The sequence below is a fragment of the Marinomonas posidonica IVIA-Po-181 genome, assembly GCF_000214215.1.
GTDB lineage: Bacteria > Pseudomonadota > Gammaproteobacteria > Pseudomonadales > Marinomonadaceae > Marinomonas > Marinomonas posidonica.
Map to the genome: position 1 here is coordinate 660,012 of NC_015559.1, position 21,217 is coordinate 681,228.

The 21,217-nt window shown below is 44.8% G+C and carries 20 protein-coding genes; 16 read left to right on the forward strand and 4 right to left on the reverse strand.

Features of this window, described 5'->3' with window-relative positions; genetic code table 11:
• Positions 1–53 precede the first annotated feature (53 nt).
• From recJ to MAR181_RS03110, 9 genes are all read left to right on the forward strand, one after another.
• Entirely contained in the window at positions 54–1,778 is a 1,725-nt protein-coding gene (gene recJ, locus MAR181_RS03070) for a single-stranded-DNA-specific exonuclease RecJ (RefSeq protein WP_013795144.1), read from the forward strand.
• Between the two features lie 109 nt (positions 1,779–1,887).
• Positions 1,888–2,730 carry a bifunctional methylenetetrahydrofolate dehydrogenase/methenyltetrahydrofolate cyclohydrolase FolD gene (gene folD / locus MAR181_RS03075; protein WP_013795145.1) on the forward strand — a complete coding sequence of 281 codons (843 nt, stop codon included), beginning with the start codon at positions 1,888–1,890 and terminating at the stop codon, positions 2,728–2,730.
• Positions 2,731–2,814: 84 nt separating this feature from the next.
• Entirely contained in the window at positions 2,815–3,405 is a 591-nt protein-coding gene (locus tag MAR181_RS03080; protein WP_013795146.1) for a UPF0149 family protein, read from the forward strand.
• Positions 3,406–3,449: 44 nt separating this feature from the next.
• Positions 3,450–4,766 carry an aminopeptidase P N-terminal domain-containing protein gene (locus tag MAR181_RS03085; RefSeq protein WP_013795147.1) on the forward strand — a complete coding sequence of 439 codons (1,317 nt, stop codon included), beginning with the start codon at positions 3,450–3,452 and terminating at the stop codon, positions 4,764–4,766.
• 14 nt (positions 4,767–4,780) lie between these two features.
• Positions 4,781–5,986 (forward strand): UbiH/UbiF/VisC/COQ6 family ubiquinone biosynthesis hydroxylase, encoded by a 1,206-nt coding sequence (locus MAR181_RS03090; RefSeq protein ID WP_013795148.1) that lies wholly within the window; start codon positions 4,781–4,783, stop codon positions 5,984–5,986.
• A gap of 116 nt (positions 5,987–6,102) precedes the next feature.
• A complete protein-coding gene (locus tag MAR181_RS03095; RefSeq protein WP_013795149.1) occupies positions 6,103–6,930 on the forward strand; it encodes an HDOD domain-containing protein in 828 nt (275 codons plus the stop codon).
• Positions 6,931–7,114: 184 nt separating this feature from the next.
• Positions 7,115–8,188, forward strand: a complete 1,074-nt coding sequence (locus MAR181_RS03100) for a Fe(3+) ABC transporter substrate-binding protein (protein ID WP_013795150.1) — start codon at positions 7,115–7,117, stop codon at positions 8,186–8,188.
• 42 nt (positions 8,189–8,230) lie between these two features.
• Entirely contained in the window at positions 8,231–9,877 is a 1,647-nt protein-coding gene (locus MAR181_RS03105) for an ABC transporter permease (protein WP_013795151.1), read from the forward strand.
• 8 nt (positions 9,878–9,885) lie between these two features.
• The gene (locus tag MAR181_RS03110) at positions 9,886–10,953 is read left to right on the forward strand and encodes an ABC transporter ATP-binding protein (protein ID WP_013795152.1); all 1,068 of its coding nucleotides are present in this window, start codon (positions 9,886–9,888) and stop codon (positions 10,951–10,953) included.
• 12 nt (positions 10,954–10,965) lie between these two features.
• On the opposite strand, the gene MAR181_RS03115 is transcribed toward MAR181_RS03110, so the two are convergent.
• Positions 10,966–11,832, reverse strand: coding sequence for an HDOD domain-containing protein (locus MAR181_RS03115; protein ID WP_013795153.1), 867 nt, complete (start codon positions 11,830–11,832; stop codon positions 10,966–10,968).
• A gap of 130 nt (positions 11,833–11,962) precedes the next feature.
• On the opposite strand from MAR181_RS03115, the gene MAR181_RS03120 reads away from it, so the two are divergent.
• Positions 11,963–13,159 carry a class I SAM-dependent rRNA methyltransferase gene (locus MAR181_RS03120; protein ID WP_013795154.1) on the forward strand — a complete coding sequence of 399 codons (1,197 nt, stop codon included), beginning with the start codon at positions 11,963–11,965 and terminating at the stop codon, positions 13,157–13,159.
• 63 nt (positions 13,160–13,222) lie between these two features.
• Here the strand turns inward: MAR181_RS03120 and MAR181_RS03125 are convergent, their stop codons facing one another.
• Entirely contained in the window at positions 13,223–13,879 is a 657-nt protein-coding gene (locus tag MAR181_RS03125) for a histidinol-phosphatase (protein WP_013795155.1), read from the reverse strand.
• Between the two features lie 135 nt (positions 13,880–14,014).
• On the opposite strand from MAR181_RS03125, the gene MAR181_RS03130 reads away from it, so the two are divergent.
• From MAR181_RS03130 to MAR181_RS03145, 4 genes are read left to right on the forward strand one after another with little or no spacing between them, the layout of a single operon-like run.
• On the forward strand, positions 14,015–14,500 hold the full coding sequence (locus MAR181_RS03130) for an RNA pyrophosphohydrolase (protein ID WP_013795156.1): 486 nt from the start codon (positions 14,015–14,017) through the stop codon (positions 14,498–14,500).
• 47 nt (positions 14,501–14,547) lie between these two features.
• Complete coding sequence (gene ptsP / locus MAR181_RS03135) at positions 14,548–16,836, forward strand: phosphoenolpyruvate--protein phosphotransferase (protein WP_013795157.1); 2,289 nt, start codon at positions 14,548–14,550, stop codon at positions 16,834–16,836.
• 26 nt (positions 16,837–16,862) lie between these two features.
• The gene (lgt, locus tag MAR181_RS03140) at positions 16,863–17,660 is read left to right on the forward strand and encodes a prolipoprotein diacylglyceryl transferase (protein WP_013795158.1); all 798 of its coding nucleotides are present in this window, start codon (positions 16,863–16,865) and stop codon (positions 17,658–17,660) included.
• Positions 17,661–17,684: 24 nt separating this feature from the next.
• Positions 17,685–17,921, forward strand: coding sequence for a DUF2164 domain-containing protein (locus MAR181_RS03145; RefSeq protein WP_013795159.1), 237 nt, complete (start codon positions 17,685–17,687; stop codon positions 17,919–17,921).
• A gap of 65 nt (positions 17,922–17,986) precedes the next feature.
• Here the strand turns inward: MAR181_RS03145 and MAR181_RS03150 are convergent, their stop codons facing one another.
• A complete protein-coding gene (locus MAR181_RS03150; RefSeq protein ID WP_013795160.1) occupies positions 17,987–18,838 on the reverse strand; it encodes a thymidylate synthase in 852 nt (283 codons plus the stop codon).
• Between the two features lie 145 nt (positions 18,839–18,983).
• Here MAR181_RS03150 and folA point away from each other — a divergent pair, with 145 nt between their 5' ends.
• Together folA and MAR181_RS03160 are read left to right on the forward strand one after the other, a co-directional pair.
• Positions 18,984–19,493, forward strand: coding sequence for a type 3 dihydrofolate reductase (gene folA, locus MAR181_RS03155; protein ID WP_013795161.1), 510 nt, complete (start codon positions 18,984–18,986; stop codon positions 19,491–19,493).
• A 6-nt stretch (positions 19,494–19,499) separates the two neighbouring features.
• On the forward strand, positions 19,500–19,922 hold the full coding sequence (locus MAR181_RS03160; RefSeq protein WP_013795162.1) for a secondary thiamine-phosphate synthase enzyme YjbQ: 423 nt from the start codon (positions 19,500–19,502) through the stop codon (positions 19,920–19,922).
• Positions 19,923–19,986: 64 nt separating this feature from the next.
• Here MAR181_RS03160 and MAR181_RS03165 read toward each other — a convergent pair whose 3' ends face one another.
• Positions 19,987–21,210 carry a sensor domain-containing diguanylate cyclase gene (locus MAR181_RS03165; protein ID WP_013795163.1) on the reverse strand — a complete coding sequence of 408 codons (1,224 nt, stop codon included), beginning with the start codon at positions 21,208–21,210 and terminating at the stop codon, positions 19,987–19,989.
• Positions 21,211–21,217: the final 7 nt, after the last annotated feature.

Sequence of the window (21,217 nt, forward strand, 5' to 3'; positions counted from 1 at the left end):
CTTAAATTAATTCGTGTTATTCTTGCGCCTCTGTGATTTTCTTTGAGTGACTTATGCGTATCGAGCGTCGTCTAGTGCCGTCGGCACCTTGCCAATTTCCTACCAGTATGCCAGCCAGTTTACAGCGTATTTTTATGGCGAGAGAGGTCTTTAGTTCGGAGCAAATTGACTATCGCTTGCCTCATTTATTAAGACCAAATGCCTTGTTTGATTTGCCCAAAGCCGCCTCTATTTTAGCCGATGCTATTGTGGCAGGTGACAAAATTCTGATTGTCGGTGACTTTGATGCCGACGGTGCCACCAGTACCAGTTTGGGTATTTTGGCGTTGGAAGCCATGGGCGCGATTTCACCAACTTATTTGGTTCCAAATCGGTTTGAGTTTGGTTATGGACTAACGCCAGAAATTGTTGCTGTTGCGCAGCAACATTCTCCTGATGTACTGGTTACGGTTGATAATGGCATAGCCAGTATCGACGGTGTTTTAACGGCAAAATCTCATGGCATGAAAGTGGTGGTAACCGATCACCATTTGCCAGGTGATCAACTGCCAAACGCTGATGCAATCGTGAACCCGAATCACCCTAGTTGTCAGTTTTTAAGTAAAAATCTAGCTGGGGTCGGGGTGATTTTTTATGTTATGTCGGCATTGCGAGCAGAATTGAATCAACGAAATTGGTTTGTTGAGCAACATATTCCAGAACCTAAAATGGCCGATTTTTTAGATTTGGTGGCACTTGGCACGGTGGCGGATGTGGTGCCGTTGGATAACAATAATCGCATCTTAGTTCAGCAAGGCATTAAGCGAATTCAAGCCGGTTTAGCCCGTCCTGGTATTTTGGCTTTGTTGGAAGTTGGCCGTCGTGACTACCGCCAGCTAAAAGCATCTGATCTTGGTTTTGTGGTTGGGCCAAGGTTGAATGCGGCTGGTCGATTGGATGATATGTCGGTGGGCATTGAGTGCTTGTTGGCTACTCAATCTCATCAAGCACAACAGTATGCTCAGCAATTAGATCAATTTAATCGTGAGCGAAAAGCCATTGAGTCTGATATGAAAGAGCAGGCCGAGCTGTTGCTTGAATCATTATTAGACGACGAACAAAGCATGCCCCATGGCATGTGTTTCTACGATGCGGATTGGCATCAAGGCGTGATTGGTATTTTGGCGTCGCGCATGAAAGAGAAGTGTCACCGTCCCGTAATTGCTTTTGCCCGTGTCGGTGAGGATGAATTAAAGGGCTCGGCTCGTTCGATTCCAGGCGTCCATATCCGAGATGCCCTTGATCTTTTGGCGAAGCGTTATCCTCAGTTATTGAGCAAATTTGGTGGCCATGCGATGGCAGCAGGCATGTCTATTAAAGAGTCTCACTATGATGCTTTTCGACTGGCATTTGATGCCATCATTGCAGAATGGGTTACGGCTGATCAATTAGAGGCGCGGGTCATGACAGATGGTGAATTGGCCGCTGAGGATTTTAGTCTAAGTTTTGCTGAGTTAGTGAGACAGTCTGGTCCTTGGGGGCAAGCGTTTCCTGAGCCTTGTTTTGATGGGGTGTTTGATGTTTTACAACAGCGTATTGTCGGTGAAAAACATTTAAAACTCATGGTGCGAGAGCCAAACAGTGGCTTGCTTTTGGATGCGATTAGCTTCTTTGTCGATCTGGATAAATGGCCGAATGAAAAAGCCACTCAAGTGCGATTGGTATACAAGCTGGATATCAATGAGTTCCGTGGTCAGCGTAACTTGCAATTGCTAGTAGATTATCTTGAAGCGCTTTAGCGACACATAAATTTGCTCAACAAATCCAGCCATTGATTGCCCATCGAAAGCAAACTTGAGGTACAATGTGCCTCCCTCAAACATCACCTTATTAAACTGGAGTTCATTCATGACATCATTGGTTCTTGATGGCAAATTATGCGCCAAAGAAACCGAAACTCGCTTACAAGCTCAAGTGGCGGAGCTTAAAGAGCGTACTGGCGGCACCCCGATTTTGGCAACTATTCTTGTCGGTGCCGATCCTGCGTCAGCGACGTATGTAAAAATGAAAGGCAACGCTTGTCGTCGTGTTGGTATGGACTCAATGGCCATTGAACTTACTGAAACCACAACCACTGAGCAGCTGCTAAGCAAGATTAATGAATTGAATGATAATCCTGATGTGCACGGTATTTTGTTGCAACATCCGGTACCAGAACAAATTGATGAGCGTCTGTGTTTTGATGCGATTGCGGCACACAAAGACGTTGATGGTGTGACTTGTCTTGGTTTTGGTCGTATGGCGATGCAAGAGCCTGCTTATGGGGCTGCCACGCCAGCTGGCATTATGCGTCTTTTGGCTGAATACGATGTGAACTTAGAAGGTAAACATGTGGTCGTGGTTGGTCGCAGTCCCATTTTAGGTAAGCCTATGGCCATGATGATGTTGAATGCCAATGCAACGGTGACCATTTGTCACTCACGCACACAGAACCTTGCTGATTTCGTGAAGCAAGCAGACGTGATTGTAGGCGCGGTTGGTAAGCCAGAATTCATTAAAGCAGAATGGATTAAAGACGGTGCCGTTGTTGTTGATGCGGGTTATCACCCTGGCGGAGTCGGTGATATTGAGCTTGGCCCTCTTACGGACCGAGTATCTGCCTATACGCCTGTACCTGGTGGTGTGGGCCCAATGACAATTAACACGCTTATTTTACAAACGTTAGAGTCTGGTTTGAAACAACTGGCCTAAATACGGTAGATTGAATGACCAAGCCGCACTGTCATAGGTGCGGCTTCTTTTTTTAAACAAAGCAAAGACTATACGAGGCAGGCTATGTCTACAGAAATGTTAAAAGACGCATTGGACTTTGATCTGATTGCGGATGTGTTTGTGTCGGAGTCCATTACAGCGTCACCAGCGGAGTTGCATGGTCAACTATGCGGTTATTTAGCCTCTGGGGTGACCTTGCCATTAGAAGATTGGCTCACCATGGTGGTAGAGTTTTGTGATATTGATAGCTGGAAAGAAGAAGCCAGTCGAGTGGCCATTGTTGATTTGTACAATGCGACTTTAACCTTATTTCAAAACGGTGAGTATGCTCTTGTTCCTAGCATTGCCGATGATGATGCCGAGTTATGTGAGCGTGGTGTGACCTTATCCCAATGGGCTCATGGTTTCTTGGCAGGTTATGGTTTATCAGGTCAGAAAAAAGACTTGTCAGAGGAAACCAAACAGATATTACGAGACTTCGCTAACATCTCGGGAATGCAGTCTGAAATGCGCAGCCTTGAAGATGACAATGATAATGAAGCGGATTTGACCGAACTGGTTGAGTATGTTCGTTTGTCGGCCATGATGATGTACTCTGAACATCATGATATTAATCCGGATGCAGATCATTCGAAGCAAAACGCACTTCACTAATACCTAGTTAATGGACAACTTGATTTAAACGAAATGAGGTCACTATGAAAATCACCTTGCAAACCTATCAATTCCGTCGTGAACGTTTAATGGCAGCTTTGCCTGATAACAGTGTTGTGGTCATTCGAAATGGCGAGTTGGCGGTGCGCAATAATGATTGTGATTATGAATTTCGACCTGATAGTAGTTTTTATTATTTGACGGGGTTTTCAGAGCCCAGTGCGTACGCCATTATCTCGGGTCAAGGTGATTTGACTCTGGTCAGTCTGCCCAAAGACCCAGAAAAAGAGCAATGGGATGGTTTTCGTTATGGTGTTGAGGGGGCAATCCAAGAATTTGGCGCAACACAAGCCTTTGCCTTAGAGGCACTGGACGACACCCTATCGACTGCGCTGGATGGCGCGGACTGCCTGGTATATTGTTTTGCTGATCAAATGTTACGTGAGCAGCTAGCTGTGTGTCGTGATGGTTTGGCCGCGCGTGTTCGGTTAGGAGCGCAAGCGCCTGTGCAATTGCTGGACGTAACAAACTATGTGGCGGAAATGCGTTTGCGTAAGGATGCAGAAGAGATTGCGATCATGGAAGCCGCCGCTCAAATTAGTGTTGAAGCTCATAAGCAAGCGATGCGCTCTGTTAAACCTGGTCTGAAAGAATATCAGTTAGAAGCCGAACTTAATTATGTCTTCATGAAATCTGGCGCGCGCCAGCCTGCCTATAACAACATTGTTGCGTCTGGTTCAAATGCGTGTGTTTTACATTACATTAAAAATGACGAAGACATTAAAGACGGTGATCTGGTGTTAATCGATGCGGGTGCTGAGTTGTCATGTTATGCGTCAGATATCACACGAACGTTTCCGGCTAATGGTAAATTCAGTGAGCCGCAAGCGGCGCTATATCAGTTGGTGCTCGATGCTTATCAAGATGGTATGAAAGAACTGACGGTGGGTAACCCTTATGAAGCTTGTCATAATGCTGCTGTAAAGACGTTAACCACAGGCTTGGTTCAGCTAGGGTTATTATCAGGAGAGGTGGATACACTGATCGAGAGCAAAGCATACCGAGACTTTTACATGCACAATACGGGACACTGGTTAGGGTTAGATGTACATGATTTTGGCGTTTATAAACTGGCAGGCGAGTCACGAGCATTAGAAGAAGGTATGGTCTTGACCATAGAACCCGGCTTATACGTATCGGAAGACAATTTAAAGGTAGACCCAAAGTGGCGTGGTATTGGTATTCGTATTGAAGACGATGTGTTGATCACGGCATCTGGCCCTTATGTGTTGACCCATGGTTTAGCAAAAGAGATAAGTGAGATCGAAGCATTAATGGCTGAGGCTCATTCCATTCGTTAATTGGAGAAAGTGTGATGGCAAAATCCTATGATCTGATCCTTGTCGGTGCTGGCATGGTTGGTGCTTTATCCGCGGTATTACTAGCAAAGGCATCGTTGCGAATCGCGCTTGTGGATAAACACACTGGGTTATACACACTTTCAACACCGCCCGCTTACGATGCTCGAGTCAGTGCGATTTCCAGCCAATCTAAAGCATTATTGGAAGAGGCTGGGGTCTGGCAAAATATCCCTAAAAACCGAGTGGCCTCTTATGACAACATGGTGGTTTGGGATGGTGTAGGTGAAGGCATGGTCGATTTTAATGCTCATAATAGCGACATGCCGGAATTAGGTCATTTGGTTGAGAACGCCGTTTTAAACGACCAACTATTGGCTCGTCTTAAAGACGATGCCAGTGTCGATCTTTATCTTGATGATCAGCTAGATACCTATGAACTAAATGAAACTGGGGTGACGGCAAGTTTGGCTTCAGGCCATCAGTTGAATGCTCAGGCCATCATTGCGGCGGATGGGGCCTTGTCTAAGTTAAGACAAGATAATGACTTTGATACGGTCGAATGGGATTATGGTCATACTGCTATTGTTGCCACTATAGAGATTGCCCAAAGCCATCAAAATACCGCTTGGCAAAGTTTTGGAGAAGAGGGTATTTTGGCGTTTTTACCCATGCCAAGTGTGGATGGTAGAGAGTATGTTTCCATTGTTTGGTCCGTTCCTCCTAGCGATGCTGAAGCCTTAATGGCGCTATCGGATGAAGCGTTTTGCCAACGTTTACATTATGCCATTAGCCGAAAATTTGATGTTCTTTCGGTGACTCGAGAGCGCCAAGCGATTCCATTGCGTCAGCGTCATGCCAAACAGTATGTAAAGGCGGGTCTAGCATTGATCGGTGATGCAGCTCATACCATTCATCCCTTGGCTGGTCAGGGAGCCAACCTTGGTTTTGGTGATGTTAAGGCTTTAGTGGCGGTATTGTCCAACGCGCAACGTCGCGGCGAAGCGCTAGGGTCGTTAAGAGTATTAAGGCGTTATCAGCGTGCTCGCATGCTAGACAACATTGCCATGGCAGCTGGCATGGAAACCTTCAAGCGCTTGTTTGCAAGTCATCATCCTGCGGTGGTGGGGATTCGTAATATGGGAATGAAGCAGTTTAATCGAAGTCGAATGCTTAAAAACAAAGTTGTGGCGCGTGCTGCTGGTCTGTCTTCTTTTTCTTAACGTCGATCGAAATGGAATACGCGCTTTTCAAAACGCTACTTATTTCCAGTTGCAAAAACGCTTGGCTACCCTATCCTGCTTAACTGTGTTTTTTGATTATTGAAAGGGCGCCTTATATGCGTGTAGAAGAGCTTTTAAAACAAACCGATAAACTTCCTAATGTACCGGACGTGGTTCGTGAGCTCATTCAACTGCTTAATGACCCTGATGCTAATTATTCTGACATAAGCCAACGAGTGGCTCATGATCAAACCATTTCACTGAAAATTCTGCGCATGGTGAATTCTGCATACTTTGGGTTGTCTCGAAAGATATCTTCTATTGATGAAGCGACTGTCTTGCTTGGTATGTCAAAATTAAAAACCTTGGTCATTGCATCTGGTTTTTCAAGTTCGGTTGAGAAAGTTGAAGGCATTAGTTTACCCGCATTCTGGGCCGATTCTTTTCGAGTGGCTGAGTTGGCAAAGTGGGTCGCGAAAAGAACTGAATTGGTGAATGAAGACGAAGCTTTCACCGTAGGGATTGTCCATAATATTGGTCGTCTTTTACTGCACCTTACCCAGCCAGGCATTGCACTTGAAGTTCAGTCCTTAGTGAATAATCGCAAGGCCAGCCGTGTCAAAGCCGAGCAGGATCTCTTGGGGTTTACGACGCAAGATGCTGGCAAGGCGTTAATGGATATGTGGAAGTTTCCCGTTGCTATGGGCGATGCGGTACAGCAACATAAGCGTCCGTTTACGAATGATGAACCCCAAGCACTAGCTTGTGTACTCAACCTTGCTTGTTATTTAAATGCTTGTATTCGTAATGAGCGAGATTCTGATTTGGTTAGGGAAGGATTTCCTATGGCCGTAGCTAAGGGTGCAGGTTTGGGGGAAGGTGTCCTGTTTGAGTTGGACGATGCCTTGATTATAGATGATGGCTTAAACCAGCTTTTGGCGTAAATCTGCTTTTTTCATCGAAACAACACACACTCAATGGAATGAGAATCGCTAGTGTTTGTGCTGTGCTTGTGCTAATTTCTTTTTTCAATTTTTAGCAAGTCCACAAAGGCCTTATTTTCTTTGCTTTGATGCACGGAAGTATCTGAGATACGAGAAAATGTTTTCAAGTTTTGGAAGGTGAATAATGGCGATAATTTCTCAGCGCTCGATAAAGCGTATAAAGCTAGGTTCTTATATCAAACATGCGGGTTTAGTCCTGCTTTCATGTTCGTTTTTCATGCCTGTGGGTGTTCATGCTCAAGGTGAAGTGAATATCTATTCGGCTCGAAAAGAGTCACTCATTGCCCCCATTCTAGAGACTTTTTCTGAGCAGAATGATGTGGTTGTCAATTTGATTACAGGCTCGGCCGATGCTTTATTAAGTCGTCTAAGAGCTGAAGGTGATGCCAGCCCTGCGGATATTTTTATTACAGTGGATGCTGGCCGATTGCACCGAGCCAAAGCTGCGGGAGTGTTGCAGCCATTACAAAGCGATGTCCTTGCTGCCAATATTCCAAGTCACTTGAGAGATATAGACAACTATTGGTTTGGCTTGTCGCAACGTGCTCGCGTTATTTTTTACAACCCAGAAAGTGTATCGCCAAGCGAACTGAGTCGCTATGAAGACTTAGTCGATGCCAAATGGAAAGGTCGAATCTGTGTCCGTTCTTCGGCTAATATTTACAATCAGTCCCTTGTGGCATCTATGATCGAAGCGGATGGTGCTGAACAGACTCAGACCTGGATTAAAGGTCTCATGGCAAATCTGGCACGCCCTCCTTTTGGTGGTGATGTGGATCTATTAAAAGCGGTTGCGGCAGGAGTGTGTGATGTGACACTGGCAAACACTTACTACTATGGTCGATTAGGGCAAAGTGATTTGGCGAGTGATCGAGAAGTGTATGCCAAAGTAAAACCTTTCTGGCCGAATCAAGGCAAAGGTGAGCGTGGTGCTCATGTTAACGTGAGTGGCGCAGGACTTACGTCAGCGGCGACAAATATTGCAAATGCGAAACGTTTACTTGAGTTTTTAACCAGTCGAACAGCGCAAGAATGGTATGCTCATGTGAATAATGAATACCCTGTTGTAAAGGGTATTGGCGCACCTGAGATGTTAGCACCTTATGGTACTTTCCGTGCCGATACCTTGTCGTTAAGCAAATTGGGTGAGAATAATCGTCAAGCGGTTGAACTAATGGACATAGGCGGCTGGAAATAACGGCTTATTCGAACAGAATTCATCACAGGTTGTAACGAGTCATTGAACTGGTTTAAAACATTAAATTTTACTTTCTTACCTAGCGCGGCGGTGTTCATCGCCGCGCTGTTGTCTTTGCCTATCTTGGTGGTTTTGGTCAATGTGGTGATCGGTGATGGTCAGGTTTGGCATCATCTTTACCAAACGGTATTGATTGAATACGTTCATAATTCTTTGCTGTTGATGGTTGGCGTCGGGATAGGTGTGCTCTGTATCGGTGTGCCTGCCGCTTGGTTAACCAGCATGTGTCATTTTCCTGGGCGTAAGTTCTTGGCTTGGGCTTTACTACTGCCGATGGCATTTCCGGCCTACATCATTGCTTATACGTACACAGGTATATTGGACTTTGCGGGTCCGGTTCAAACCTTTATTCGAGAACTGACTGGTTGGCATTATGGGGACTATTGGTTTTTTGAAATACGCTCCCTAGGGGGCGCCATGATCATGCTGATTTTGGTCTTGTATCCTTATGTGTATTTGATGAGTCGCGCGGCGTTTTTGGAGCAATCTGCCAATACTTTAGAAGTAGCGCGCACCTTAGGCTATTCCAGTCCTCAAGCTTTTTTTAAGCTTGCTTTGCCACTGGCTCGCCCTGCGATTGTGACTGGACTAACCTTGGCTCTGATGGAAACGTTAGCCGACTATGGGACGGTACAGTATTTTAGTGTGAACACCTTTACCACTGGCATTCTAAGAACCTTTTATGGTTTTGGAGATGTCGCCGCTGCATCTCAGTTAGCGGGTGTCTTATTGTTGTTTGTGACGGTGTTAATTGTGCTGGAGCGGTATTCAAGACATCGTATTCGTTATCATAATTCAGGTATTAAAAAAGCCAGTAGTCGACGTATTCAACTTGGCCAATGGCAAGGCGTCTGTGCTTTGCTCTTTTGTCTCTTACCTATCTTGCTAGGGTTTTTGATGCCAGCCTTGGTGTTAGCTTATTGGACGGTGTTTAAGGCCGAGTTTATTGCCGATCGCTTCCTTCAATTAGCGTGGAATTCCTTCTATCTTGCCGCATTAGCGGCGTTAATTTTGGTCAGTTTGGCCTTAGTGCTAAGTTACGCAGGACGCTTGTACCGGCATCAAGCCGTTAATGCGTCAGTGGGTTTGTCTGGTTTGGGGTATGCTCTTCCAGGTACCATTATTGCCATTGGTACCTTAGTGCCACTGGCTTGGTTAGATCATCAGGTTATTGATTTAGTGAAACACTATACTGGGCAAAAAGTCGGCTTATTGTTGTCCGGAACCTTGTTTGCTCTTCTGTTTGCTTATACGGTGCGTTTTATGGCTGTGTCATTAGGGGCTGTTCAGAATGGTTTAGGGAAAATAAAACCCAGTATGGACATGTCGGCGCGAACCTTAGGCATGAACTCATGGAAGGTATTAACTCGAATTCATTTACCATTGCTTAAAGGGTCGATTTTGACGGCGATTTTAATCGTTTTTGTCGATGTGCTAAAAGAGCTTCCTGCCACTTTAGTTCTGCGTCCGTTTAACTTTAATACTCTGGCTGTACGAGCGTTTGAATTAGCCTCAGATGAGCGTTTGGTTGACGCCGCTCCAGCGTCTTTAATGATCGTCTTAGTCAGCCTCGTCCCTGTTATTTTATTAAGTCGTTCTATTTCATCTGATGTTGCATCTTCTAAGTAGGCCTTTATATGACTCAGCAATCTTCTTCAAACATGGCATCTGATCTAACGCTCTCAAATGTGACAGTGGGTTATGATGGCCAACAAGTCGTAGCGCAAACGAGTTTTCATTTAGCCGCTGGGGAAATTGGTTGTTTGTTGGGGCCAAGTGGCTGTGGTAAGTCGACCTTATTGCGTGCCATCGCAGGTTTTGAGCCATTAATGTCGGGGCAGATTGAAGTAGCCGGGCAAGTCATTTCGACAGCTGAAATCAATGTGCCGCCAGAACGTCGCCAAATAGGCATGGTGTTCCAAGACATTGCCCTGTTTCCACATCTAACGGTGGGTGAAAACATTGCTTTTGGTTTAACCTCTTGGTCTAAATCGCAAGCGTTGGAGAGGGTGGATGAATTATTAGCTCTGGTGGGGTTAGCGGGTTTTCAGTCTCGTTATCCTCATTCTCTTTCTGGAGGTCAGCAGCAGCGCGTGGCATTGGCCCGGGCAATGGCACCAAAACCCAAATTGTTGTTGCTGGACGAACCCTTTTCAGGGTTGGACGCTAAGCTGAGGGAAGAATTAGTACCCGATATTCGCAGTATTCTATTGCATGAAGAAATGAGTGCGATTTTGGTAACGCATGACCAAATGGAAGCCTTTGCCATGGCCGATCAAGTCTCAGTCATGTCCGATGGCGAGATCCATCAAACCGGCACCTGCTATGAGATTTATCATCGACCTGCAACTCGTTTTGTCGCCAGCTTTATTGGTCATGGGGATTTTTTACCTGCGACAGTATGTGGGCCTAATTGCGTTCATTCCGATTTAGGCAGAATTCAAGGGAATTTGCACCATGGGTTTGCTGATCAAGCAGAAGTGGATTTGCTGGTCAGACCAGATGACATTCTGCATGATGATGATAGTGAGTTTGTAGGGGTCATAGTGAGTAAATGGTTTCGAGGCTCACATTTTCTTTATCGTGTGAGTTTGGCCTCAGGCAAAGTGGTTTATTGCTTTGCTTCTTCGCATCACGATCATTCGGTAGGTCAAGCCATAGGTCTGACCATTCATCTTGATCATTTGGTCATGTTCAATCGCTGAGATTGCAGGATATTAATTCAAGCCCAGGCCTTGTTCATGACAGACTTCGACCAAACCATCGAAGTCATACTCGGTAAGTTCGAAATGATCTAAGGCATGATGTTTTATGCTGTTCCATTCATGATCTTCATTTGCACCACCAATATGCTGGTAGGCTGAGGCTATGTGTTCGGCCATTTTTAAGATTGCCGCGAAAGACAAATGCAGTTGATTGTCTGGTAGGCGGTTGCGGAATAAGATGTCTACTCTATGGTGTTCCGCGATCACCATGCAGCAGCTTTTCGATAAGCCCCAAGACTTTGCTAGATAATAGCCAATGACAGAGTGATTGGTTTTAAAGGTTTTGTTTTCGACATCGGTTAAGGCAAACTCGATGCTTTGGTAGGCTTTTTCAATCACTTTTTGATAATTTTCAAAACGCTTCATCATCAATGGCATGCCAGCATTATGGAAAAGACCTAGTGCGTAGCATTCATCTTGGTATTTAAAGTTGAGTTGGTTTGCTAGGCTGGAACTGATGGCGGCCACATCGGTGGCGGTGTCCCAAAAGCTGTGTAAGGATTGTATGGTGTCGTCAGATAATTCACTTTTAACGGCAAGCCCATTAACTAGGTTAGTAACACTGTCAGTGCCAAGTAAGACAACGGCCTGTTGAATCGAAGCGATTTTTTGATCTAAACCAAAAACGTTAGAGTTAACGAGTTTTAGAACGGCAGCCGAGATACTAACGTCTTGCGCAATGATATTTGCAATGCGCTCCATGTCCGGATATGGCATCGCTTGTTCCATGTGAAGGTCAACCATTACCTGAGGCTGGGGCGGAATGCTAATACCTCGAAGGATGCGACCTAGCTGGCTTTCATTAACAGATGATTTCATACGAATTTCTTTACAACGGTGTTATGTTGAGTAAAGCAAACGATTGGTGTTTATTCCATAGCAATTGTGTTTTTAGCCACTATAATAGCGCTTTTTAAAATAATCGTTTTAAACAACTTAGGTGAGCATTTTGAGTGTAATTCGACTAAAAGGTCAGGTAGACAGACGTATTAGAGCTGGGCATCAATGGATTTATAGTAATGAAGTAAATACATCGCAGACGCCATTAAAGCAATTTTCGCCTGGTGATCAAGTGGTTGTTGAATCGGCTCAAGGTAAACCTCTAGGGGTCGCAACGATTAACCCTAATACCCTTATTTGTGGACGTTTAATTAGTCGAAGTACTGATACGGTATTGAATAAATCCACGCTAGTCCACCGTCTTAAAATTGCCTTGTCATTGCGTGAAATGACCTATCCAGCGCCTTACTATCGTTTAGTATTTGGGGATTCTGATGGCTTGTCTGGTTTAGTGGTCGATCGTTTTGCTGATATTTTAGTCGTGCAAATTTCGACGGCAGGCATGGAACGGGTCAAGTCAGAAGTGATTGAAGCATTACAAGATGTGGTTAAGCCGACCGCAATTTTAGTAAAGAATGACGGCAAAATGCGCCAAATTGAAGGATTAGACTCTTACGTCGAAGAAGCTTTCGGAACGGTGCCAGAAGTGGTCTTCTTGCAAGAGAATGGTGTGTTGTTTCAAGCACCTGTTTGGGATGGTCAAAAAACCGGTTGGTTTTATGATCACCGAGAAAATCGTAAGACCATGCAAGGTTTTTGTGATGGCAAACGCGTATTGGATGTTTTTTCATACGTTGGTGGTTGGGGAGTGCAAGCCGCGTATGCTGGTGCCACGGATGTGACTTTTATTGATGCGTCTGAAAGTGCCTTAGGTCATGTGGATGCGAACCTCAAATTGAACCAATATGAAGGTGATGCTAACTTGATGCACGGCGATGCGTTTGAGGCTATGCAGTCTTTGATTGAAGACAAAGAGCGTTTTGATGTCGTGATTATGGACCCTCCAGCTTTTATTGCCCGTCGCAAAGACATTAAAGCCGGGGAAGGGGCGTACCATAGAGCAAATCAGTTGGCGATGCGTTTGGTAGCAAAAGGTGGGATTCTTGTGACAGGCTCTTGCTCAATGCATTTGGAAACCAATCGTCTGCATGACATTGTGCGCAGCAACAGTCGTCAATTAGAGCGTTTCTCACAGTTGATTTATCGTGGTACTCAGGCGCCAGACCATCCGGTTCACCCAGCCATTGCGGAAACAGAATATTTAAAAGCCTTGTTTTATCGCATTCACAATAATATGGGATTGTAATATCGTGTAAAAAAGCGCCTCAAGGGCGCTTTTTTATGGGGACAATTTTCATTTTTGAGCAGTTTAGTCACGTAAAGAAATGTGTGGCCAACCACGCTCTGCGGCAACTTTACTTAGGGTGTCATCGGCATCGACCGCCACTGGATGTGTCACCAACTCTAATAAGGGTAAATCATTTCGTGAGTCACTGTAAAAATAACTGCCTTCCATACTGTGACCTGTGTCCGCCAACCAATCATTAAGACGAGTGACTTTACCTTCTTGGAAGCTAGGCACACCTACAACCTTACCTGTGTAGCGGCCTTCTATTACTTCAGGTACAGGGGCGATGATGTGGTCCATCTCTAACGCCTCTGAAATTGGACCTGTGACAAACTGATTGGTTGCAGTAATCAAGAGTAAGAAATGTCCTTGTTGTTTGTGTTGTTTCAGCAATTCAGCGGCTTTCTGTTGCATCATTGGCTGTACTTTCTCAGCCATAAAGTCATGGTGTAATTGCGCTAACTCTTGTTCTGAGTAGTCAGTCAAAGGCGCCAGGCTAAAGGCTAAATACTCATGTATGTCGAGCGTGCCAGCTTGATATTGTTTGAAAAACTTGTCATTAGCGGCCTGATAGACTTGCGTATCTACTAAGCCTTTTTCAACTAAAAATTGTCCCCAAGAATAATCACTATCACCACTGAGTAGGGTGCCATCTAGATCAAAGATTGCGAGTGTCACGGTTGGTCCTTAATTGGTATGAAGTGCGGAAATTATAGCCTTAGAGACAATAAATAACATTAGTCTTAATTGTGCGAATGGGCGAATTATGGAACAATGAATCTAATTTATTCTTATATTAGAAGGTGATAGCTCGTGATTGATGCAGACGGATATAGGCCGAATGTGGGCATCATACTGATGAACGAGCGTGGCCAACTTCTTTGGGCGAGACGTGTAGGACAAAACGCGTGGCAGTTCCCCCAAGGCGGTATCAAATCTGATGAAACGCCTGAAGAAGCTTTGTATCGAGAACTGAAAGAAGAAGTAGGTCTCAATCCAGATCAGGTTGAAATTATTGGAAAAACAAGGGGTTGGTTACGTTATCGTCTCCCGAAACGCATGTTAAGACACAATAGTAAACCTTTGTGTATAGGGCAAAAACAGAAATGGTTTTTGCTCTCTATCCGATGCTCAGATGCGTCGGTATGTGTGGATGGAACAGAGTGTCCTGAGTTTGATGGCTGGCGCTGGGTAAGTTATTGGTACCCACTTGGACAAGTTGTCGCGTTTAAAAAAGATGTGTACAGACGGGCTCTAAAAGAGCTAAGTCAAAGTGCTCATCGACGATTAGATAAGTGATGATGTTCATCATTTAGAGGGGAGGTAATCAGCACAATGGGAGAGCTATGCTAGGTTTATTAAGACGTATCACACAAGAGGTGACGGCAGCACAATCTTTGTCTTCCGCATTGGATATTATTGTCCGTCGTGTTCGTCGTGCTATGCGTGCTGAAGTGTGTTCAATTTATCTAGTAGACAGCAATACCTCAGAATATGTCTTGATGGCAACCCGAGGATTGAACGCAGATATGGCCGGCAGTGTGAGCTTAAAATCAGATGAAGGTCTGGTCAGTTTAGTTGGCCGTCGCGCTGAGCCTGTCAATCTAGAAGACGCCCATATCCACCCTTCGTTTCATTATCTTAAGGGGACAGGAGAAGAGCGTTACCGCTCCTTTCTTGGTGTGCCCATTATTCATCATCGACAAGTGCTGGGCGTGCTGGTGGTTCAGCATGAAGAAAAGCGCCGTTTTGATGAAGGTGAAGAAGCTTTCTTAATCACTTTGTCAGCGCAATTAGCGGGTGTTATTGCTCATGCTGAGGCGACTGGTGCTATCACTAATCTGAATGCCAATGCTACGCCGCGTGGTGCGGATTTTCGTTATAAAGGCGTACCTGGTAGTTCGGGTGTTGCGATTGGTCGTGGTGTGGTGGTGTTCCCACCTGCCGATCTGGATGTGATTCCTGATCGTGAAACGACCAATCCAGAACAAGAAATTGACGATTTTTATCAGGCATTGGATGCGGTTAGACGTGATATCAGAGACGCCAGTAATCGCATTAGCCAGCATTTATCAGTGGATGAAAAAGCGTTATTCGATGTTTATCTAAAAATCTTAGATGACAATTCGATTGCCGGAGAAGTCGTTAAAAAGATCAAAGAAGGTCAGTGGGCACAAGGTGCATTGCGCCAAGTGATTAAAGCTCACATTCTACAATTTGATCGTATGGATGATCCTTATCTACGTGAACGGGCATCGGATCTACGGGATTTAGGCCGTCGAATTCTGTCCCATTTACAAGAAAAAGCCCCTAATATCGTTGAGCGTTTCAGTGAACCTGCCATTATTATTGGTGAAGAGTTGACGGCTTCTATGCTTGGTGAGATCCCCATTGATAAGATCAAAGGCTTAGTGTCGGTGATGGGGTCGGGTAACTCTCATGTGGCGATCTTAGCTCGTGCAATGGGCATACCAACAGTCATGGGTGCGTTAGACCTTCCCTATGCTCAATTAGATAAAGCAGACTTGATTGTCGATGGTTACCAAGGTCAGGTCTTTACCTACCCCTCTGAAGCATTAATTGATAATTATCAGCAAATTGTTGATGAAGAGCGTTTACTGGAAGAAGAGTATGAAAGTCTTAAGGATCTACCCTGTGAGACGTTAGACGGTCAGCGACTATCCTTGTTCGTGAATACTGGTTTATCAGCGGATGTGGCGCGCTCATTGGATCGTGGCGCCGAAGGCATCGGTTTGTATCGAACTGAAGTGCCTTTTATGGTGCGTGATCGTTTTCCGACCGAAGCAGAACAGGTCGTTATTTACCGCCAGCAGCTTGAAGGTTTTGCGCCTGCGCCTGTTACTGTTCGTACTTTGGATATTGGGGGGGATAAAGCTCTGCCTTATTTTCCAATTGCAGAGGCGAATCCTTTCTTAGGTTGGCGTGGTATTCGAGTAACACTCGATCATTTGGAAATTTTTATGGCACAAATTCGTGCCATGATTAAAGCCAGTGCAGAGTTGCATAACTTGAAAATTATGTTGCCGATGATTTCTAACGTGGCCGAAGTGGAAGAGGCCTTAGCGCTAATTCGTCGTGCTTATGCGGAAGTGAAAGAAGAAGGTTATGACGTTAAGATGCCGAAAGTCGGTGTCATGATTGAGATTCCCGCCGCTGTTTATCAAGCCAAATCCTTGGCGAAAATGGTGGATTTCCTATCGGTTGGTAGTAATGATTTAACTCAGTATTTATTGGCGGTTGATCGAAATAATCCTCGTGTTGCCGATTTATATAACTCTTTCCATCCATCGGTATTGCATGCTTTAGCCAGTATTGTCGATCAGGTGAAGGATGAAGGCGTTGGCTTAAGTGTTTGTGGTGAAATGGCGGGTGATCCAATGGGGGCGATTTTGCTTATGGCGATGGGTTATGACGTGCTGTCAATGAGCTCTACCAGTCTACCGAAGGTGAAAGCGGTGATTCGCAACCTTTCCCTGTCACAATCACAAGATATGTTAAACGAAGTCATGAGCTTGTCACATGCCGAAACTGTAGTGCAAACCATGACTCGCTTGATGCGTGAAGCGAATATTGAGCGTTTAATTCGACCATCTAAAACCACTCGAGTGGGCTAGTATTACCAGAGGTTTGGTACTTTTCTATGATTTCATATCCCAATATTGATCCTATCGCCATTTCGATTGGACCAATCTCCGTGCATTGGTACGGCATTATGTACCTGATTGGTTTTGCTGGAGCGTATGCATTTGGTTCATATCGCGCCAAACGCTCCAATGGTTTGTGGACCAAAGACATGGTTAGTGATGCAATATTTTATGGTGCGCTCGGGGTGATTTTAGGCGGCCGTATTGGTTACATTCTGTTCTACCAATTTCCAGCCTTTGTGGACAATCCGCTGATTATGGTACGTATTTGGGAAGGTGGCATGTCTTTCCATGGTGGCTTATTGGGTGTGATTGTGGCCATGTATGTGTTTGCTCGCAAATATCAGAAGCATCTTGTGGATGTGACGGACTTTTTAGCGCCTTTTGTGCCGATTGGTCTAGGTGCTGGGCGCATAGGTAATTTCATCGGTGGTGAGCTTTGGGGGAAACCGACCGATGTGTCATGGGCGATGATTTTTCCAAATGATCCATTGCAATTGGCTCGTCATCCTTCTCAGTTGTACCAGTTCGCATTAGAGGGTGTGGCGCTGTTTGCCATTCTCTGGTTCTTCTCGCAACGTTCCAAACCTCGTTACTGTGTATCAGGCCTGTTTTTGCTCTGCTATGGAGTATTCAGAATCTTAGTTGAGTTTGTTCGTGAGCCGGATGTGCAGATTGGATATCTTGCATGGGGCTGGTTGACGCAAGGTCAACTGTTGTCTTTGCCTATGGTCGTGTTGGGTGCCGTACTTTTGGTAGAGGGTTTCAAACGCAACCTTTATCCTCAAAAATAGACAAGCTGACATAAGGGAAGGGCGATGGAATTTACTCAGCAAGAGACGGATGTAATCGTCAGTAAAATTAAAAAATATTTTACTGACGAATTGGATTTAGACATTGGGGGTTTTGAAGCAGAGTTTTTGCTGGCGTTTTTTAGTAAAGAAATCGGCCCCTATTTTTATAACAAAGGGTTGGCCGATGCCAGTCAACTTCTGCTCGAAAAAACCGAAGAGATAGGTTATTTAATCCAAGAGTTAGAGCAGCCTGTAAACTGAATAATTAAAAACGGCGAGTAGATTACTCGCCGTTTTTAATTATGTAGATAGTGTACGGGGATGGCTTACACTGAGAAAGGGTAAGCGATAGGTTCATGGAATTGGTAACCTTCTACTTCAAAGTCGTCCATAGTGACCCAGCTTTCTATGTCTTTTAGAGATTGAATGTCTGGATTGATTTTTAATCTTGGTAATGGGTAAGGCTCACGCTTCAGTTGTACGTCACGCATTAATTCTAGCTGGTCTTCGTAGATGTGAGCGTTCACTATCTTATGAAAGGCTTGGCCTGGTTTTTTGCCTGTAATTTGCGCAACGATGGCAAGTAATACATAAACCTGAACCATGTTGAAATTTAAGCCAAGTGGCACATCACAACTGCGCTGGGTGCTGTTTAGATAAAGCGTATCGCCAAGCAATGAAAAGTGATGACTGTACATGCAAGGACGAAGGCAAGCCATGTGAAACGCGCCAGGGTGATAAAAGGTAAGAATTTCCCCTCGGTTATCCACACCACGGCTTAGATCATCAATAATTTGTTTTAATAGATCAATATGGCCACCGTCTGGCTTTGGGAAATGACGGCCAATGGCACCATAGCAAAGCCCCATGTCATCTTCACCTTTTCGATGAGGATTGTTTAGCCAAACTTGATTTTCGTTGGCATTAGCGTCCCATGTTTTAGTGCCCAACGCACGGAAGTCTGCCGCATTGTCATAGCCACGTAAGTAACCAATGATTTCTGCAATGGCCGATTTCCAGAAACTTTTCCGTGTGGTAACGAGTGGAAATTCGCCTTTGCTGACATCATAGGTAAGATCGGCATTAATAACGGTTAGGCAGCGCTTACCTGTACGTTCATTGTTGACCCACTCACCTTGATTGACGATGCGCTGGCACAGATCTAAATATTGCTTCATACCATGTACTCTCGTTAGTCTATGGCGGTGACTGGCAATGTATGAGGAACAATGCATTCTACGTCGCCATAGGTATAATGTTTGGCAAAGATTATATCAGGCTTGGATTGGACTATTCGAGCATAGATTGAGAAGGTATCCATTTATGTTGTCACTTATTGTTGCTATGTCTACGAACCGAACCATAGGTATTAATAATTCGCTGCCTTGGCATTTACCAAATGACCTTAAATACTTCAAGCAAGCGACCATGGGCAAGCCAATTGTGATGGGACGTAAGACCTTTGAATCGATTGGTAAGCCATTGCCGGGCCGTCGTAACATTGTGATTACTCGTGATGCGAATTATCAGGCAGATGGCATTGATGTGGTGTCCTCGTTAGAGCAAGCTATTTCACTTGGGGAAGACATTTGCCTGGTGGATGGTCAAGAGGAAGTCATGGTAATTGGTGGTGCGCAGATTTATGAATTGGCATTGCCGAAAGCCGATCGATTATACATCACTCATGTGGACGCCGAGGTGAATGGCGATGCTTTTTTCCCTGAAGTGGATTGGCCGTCTTTTACGGTCATGGCGGAAGAGTCTTTTGCAGCAGAAGGACCGAACCCGTACGATTATCGTTTCTCAGTGTATCAAAGAACCAGCGCAGAGTAGTTGATCATGTGGCAACAGATTGAAGTGCAATTACCTGCTCATCAACGTGGCTTTCATTTGATTACCCATCGTATTGAGCAAGCTTTGGCAAAGATGTCCGCTGTGTCTATTGGCCTTTTGCACATACAGTTATTGCATACTTCTGCATCATTGACGATCAATGAAAATGCAGACCCGTCGGTGCGCCGCGATATGGAAAGGCACTTTTCTCATATGGTGCCAGAAAATCAGCCATATTATGAGCACGTATACGAAGGTAGTGATGACATGCCAGCTCACATAAAAGCCAGTATGCTAGGATCCTCTTTGACTATCCCCGTCACCAATCAACAATTGCGTTTAGGGACTTGGCAAGGGATTTACCTCGGTGAGCATCGGGACTATGGTGGTGTTCGTCGAGTACTGTTGACCCTGCAAGGTGACGTTTAATAAGCGTAAGTAAATAATTTAAAACGTCACCAGTCGGTGACGTTTTTGTAGATGTTAGCCATGTTTAGTTAACGACAATTTGCGCGCATTTTTTCTGCCCTTCTTCCACCGCTTGATTGGCGCTTAAGGCTAGCTCTTCGATGCTTTCACCGTCTTCAGGGAAAGCGGCGATGCCGATGCAGAAGTCCGTAGGGTCAGAATTGCCTTCTGACAAAATCGCCTTTTCGTCTTCTTTAGGGTTAATCAGATTGGTTAATAAATTATTGGCATCTTTGACACTGGTATTTGGCAATAGTAGCAACAATTTATCGGCTTCAACACGCGCCAGTACGTCGGCCTCACGAATTTTTTTATAAATGTATCGTGCTGAGGTTTGGATGGCGATGTTACGAGATTCCATTGGCAAATGGCTTAGTCTGTCGTTGGCATCCAAATGAATTTTTGCCATGGTTAATGGGGTGTATTGACGTTTCGCTAAGCCAAGCTGCTTTTTAAAGTGCGTCAGTGCAGAGCTGCGGGTCAATAATCCGGTCAATTCATCAAACGTAGCTTGGTTTCGTAAGTGATCTTCTAAGGCTTTTTGATGGCTAATATCAACCACGAAGCCGATCACCTTCTTGATTTTACTACCTGGGGTTTTTGTGTAGGTTCGACCGCGCTCTTTGACCCAAATGTATTCTTGATCGCCATTTAAAATTCGGTATTCGGCTTCATAGTAATCTTGATTTAAAGCCACATGCTCATTGACCACAGCGTCCAATTGTTGGACATCATCAGGGTGAACCAGTTTATGCCAGTCAGCAGTGGAGCGCGGCGTGTCTTCCACACTGCACTTTAGCAGGTTGGCAATGGACTTTGAGCAAGAGACAAGGTCAGATTCGGTTTCCCAGATCCATAAGCCAGCAGACGACTCTGTCAGCGCAAATTTCAGCAGAGTGTTCTCGGCTGCAGATAAATCCATGTGGTCTGTATGATAGACGCAGGCTAACACTGACTCTTCTAAGTGTTGTAATTCAAGTTGAATATTGATGAGGTTATCACCGACACGAATGAATGTTTCACAACGCTCGATATTACCTTGCTGTATCTTATGGTTCAGAATCTGCCAATCTTCAACGGAATTAGCTTCTTCGCTTAAGTTTAACCAGGAATCTGGTGGTGTTGCATTCCAGTTTTCAAACAATACTTCGAAATTACGATTGTAAGAAATTAAGTTTCCCGTGCTGCTTTCGATGATAAAAGCTGGCGTCGGCATGTGCTTAAAAGCTTGTTCAAAAGAGTTGCTCATTGACGCT

Bases quoted from the DNA above. Each gene is read 5' to 3' on its own strand.
- recJ (WP_013795144.1), top strand. From the start codon at position 54: ATGCGTATCGAGCGTCGTCTAGTGCCGTCGGCACCTTGCCAATTTCCT.
- folD (WP_013795145.1), top strand. From the start codon at position 1,888: ATGACATCATTGGTTCTTGATGGCAAATTATGCGCCAAAGAAACCGAA.
- MAR181_RS03080 (WP_013795146.1), top strand. From the start codon at position 2,815: ATGTCTACAGAAATGTTAAAAGACGCATTGGACTTTGATCTGATTGCG.
- MAR181_RS03085 (WP_013795147.1), top strand. From the start codon at position 3,450: ATGAAAATCACCTTGCAAACCTATCAATTCCGTCGTGAACGTTTAATG.
- MAR181_RS03090 (WP_013795148.1), top strand. From the start codon at position 4,781: ATGGCAAAATCCTATGATCTGATCCTTGTCGGTGCTGGCATGGTTGGT.
- MAR181_RS03095 (WP_013795149.1), top strand. From the start codon at position 6,103: ATGCGTGTAGAAGAGCTTTTAAAACAAACCGATAAACTTCCTAATGTA.
- MAR181_RS03100 (WP_013795150.1), top strand. From the start codon at position 7,115: ATGGCGATAATTTCTCAGCGCTCGATAAAGCGTATAAAGCTAGGTTCT.
- MAR181_RS03110 (WP_013795152.1), top strand. From the start codon at position 9,886: ATGACTCAGCAATCTTCTTCAAACATGGCATCTGATCTAACGCTCTCA.
- MAR181_RS03115 (WP_013795153.1), bottom strand. From the start codon at position 11,832: ATGAAATCATCTGTTAATGAAAGCCAGCTAGGTCGCATCCTTCGAGGT.
- ptsP (WP_013795157.1), top strand. From the start codon at position 14,548: ATGCTAGGTTTATTAAGACGTATCACACAAGAGGTGACGGCAGCACAA.
- lgt (WP_013795158.1), top strand. From the start codon at position 16,863: ATGATTTCATATCCCAATATTGATCCTATCGCCATTTCGATTGGACCA.
- MAR181_RS03145 (WP_013795159.1), top strand. From the start codon at position 17,685: ATGGAATTTACTCAGCAAGAGACGGATGTAATCGTCAGTAAAATTAAA.
- MAR181_RS03150 (WP_013795160.1), bottom strand. From the start codon at position 18,838: ATGAAGCAATATTTAGATCTGTGCCAGCGCATCGTCAATCAAGGTGAG.
- folA (WP_013795161.1), top strand. From the start codon at position 18,984: ATGTTGTCACTTATTGTTGCTATGTCTACGAACCGAACCATAGGTATT.
- MAR181_RS03160 (WP_013795162.1), top strand. From the start codon at position 19,500: ATGTGGCAACAGATTGAAGTGCAATTACCTGCTCATCAACGTGGCTTT.
- MAR181_RS03165 (WP_013795163.1), bottom strand. From the start codon at position 21,210: ATGAGCAACTCTTTTGAACAAGCTTTTAAGCACATGCCGACGCCAGCT.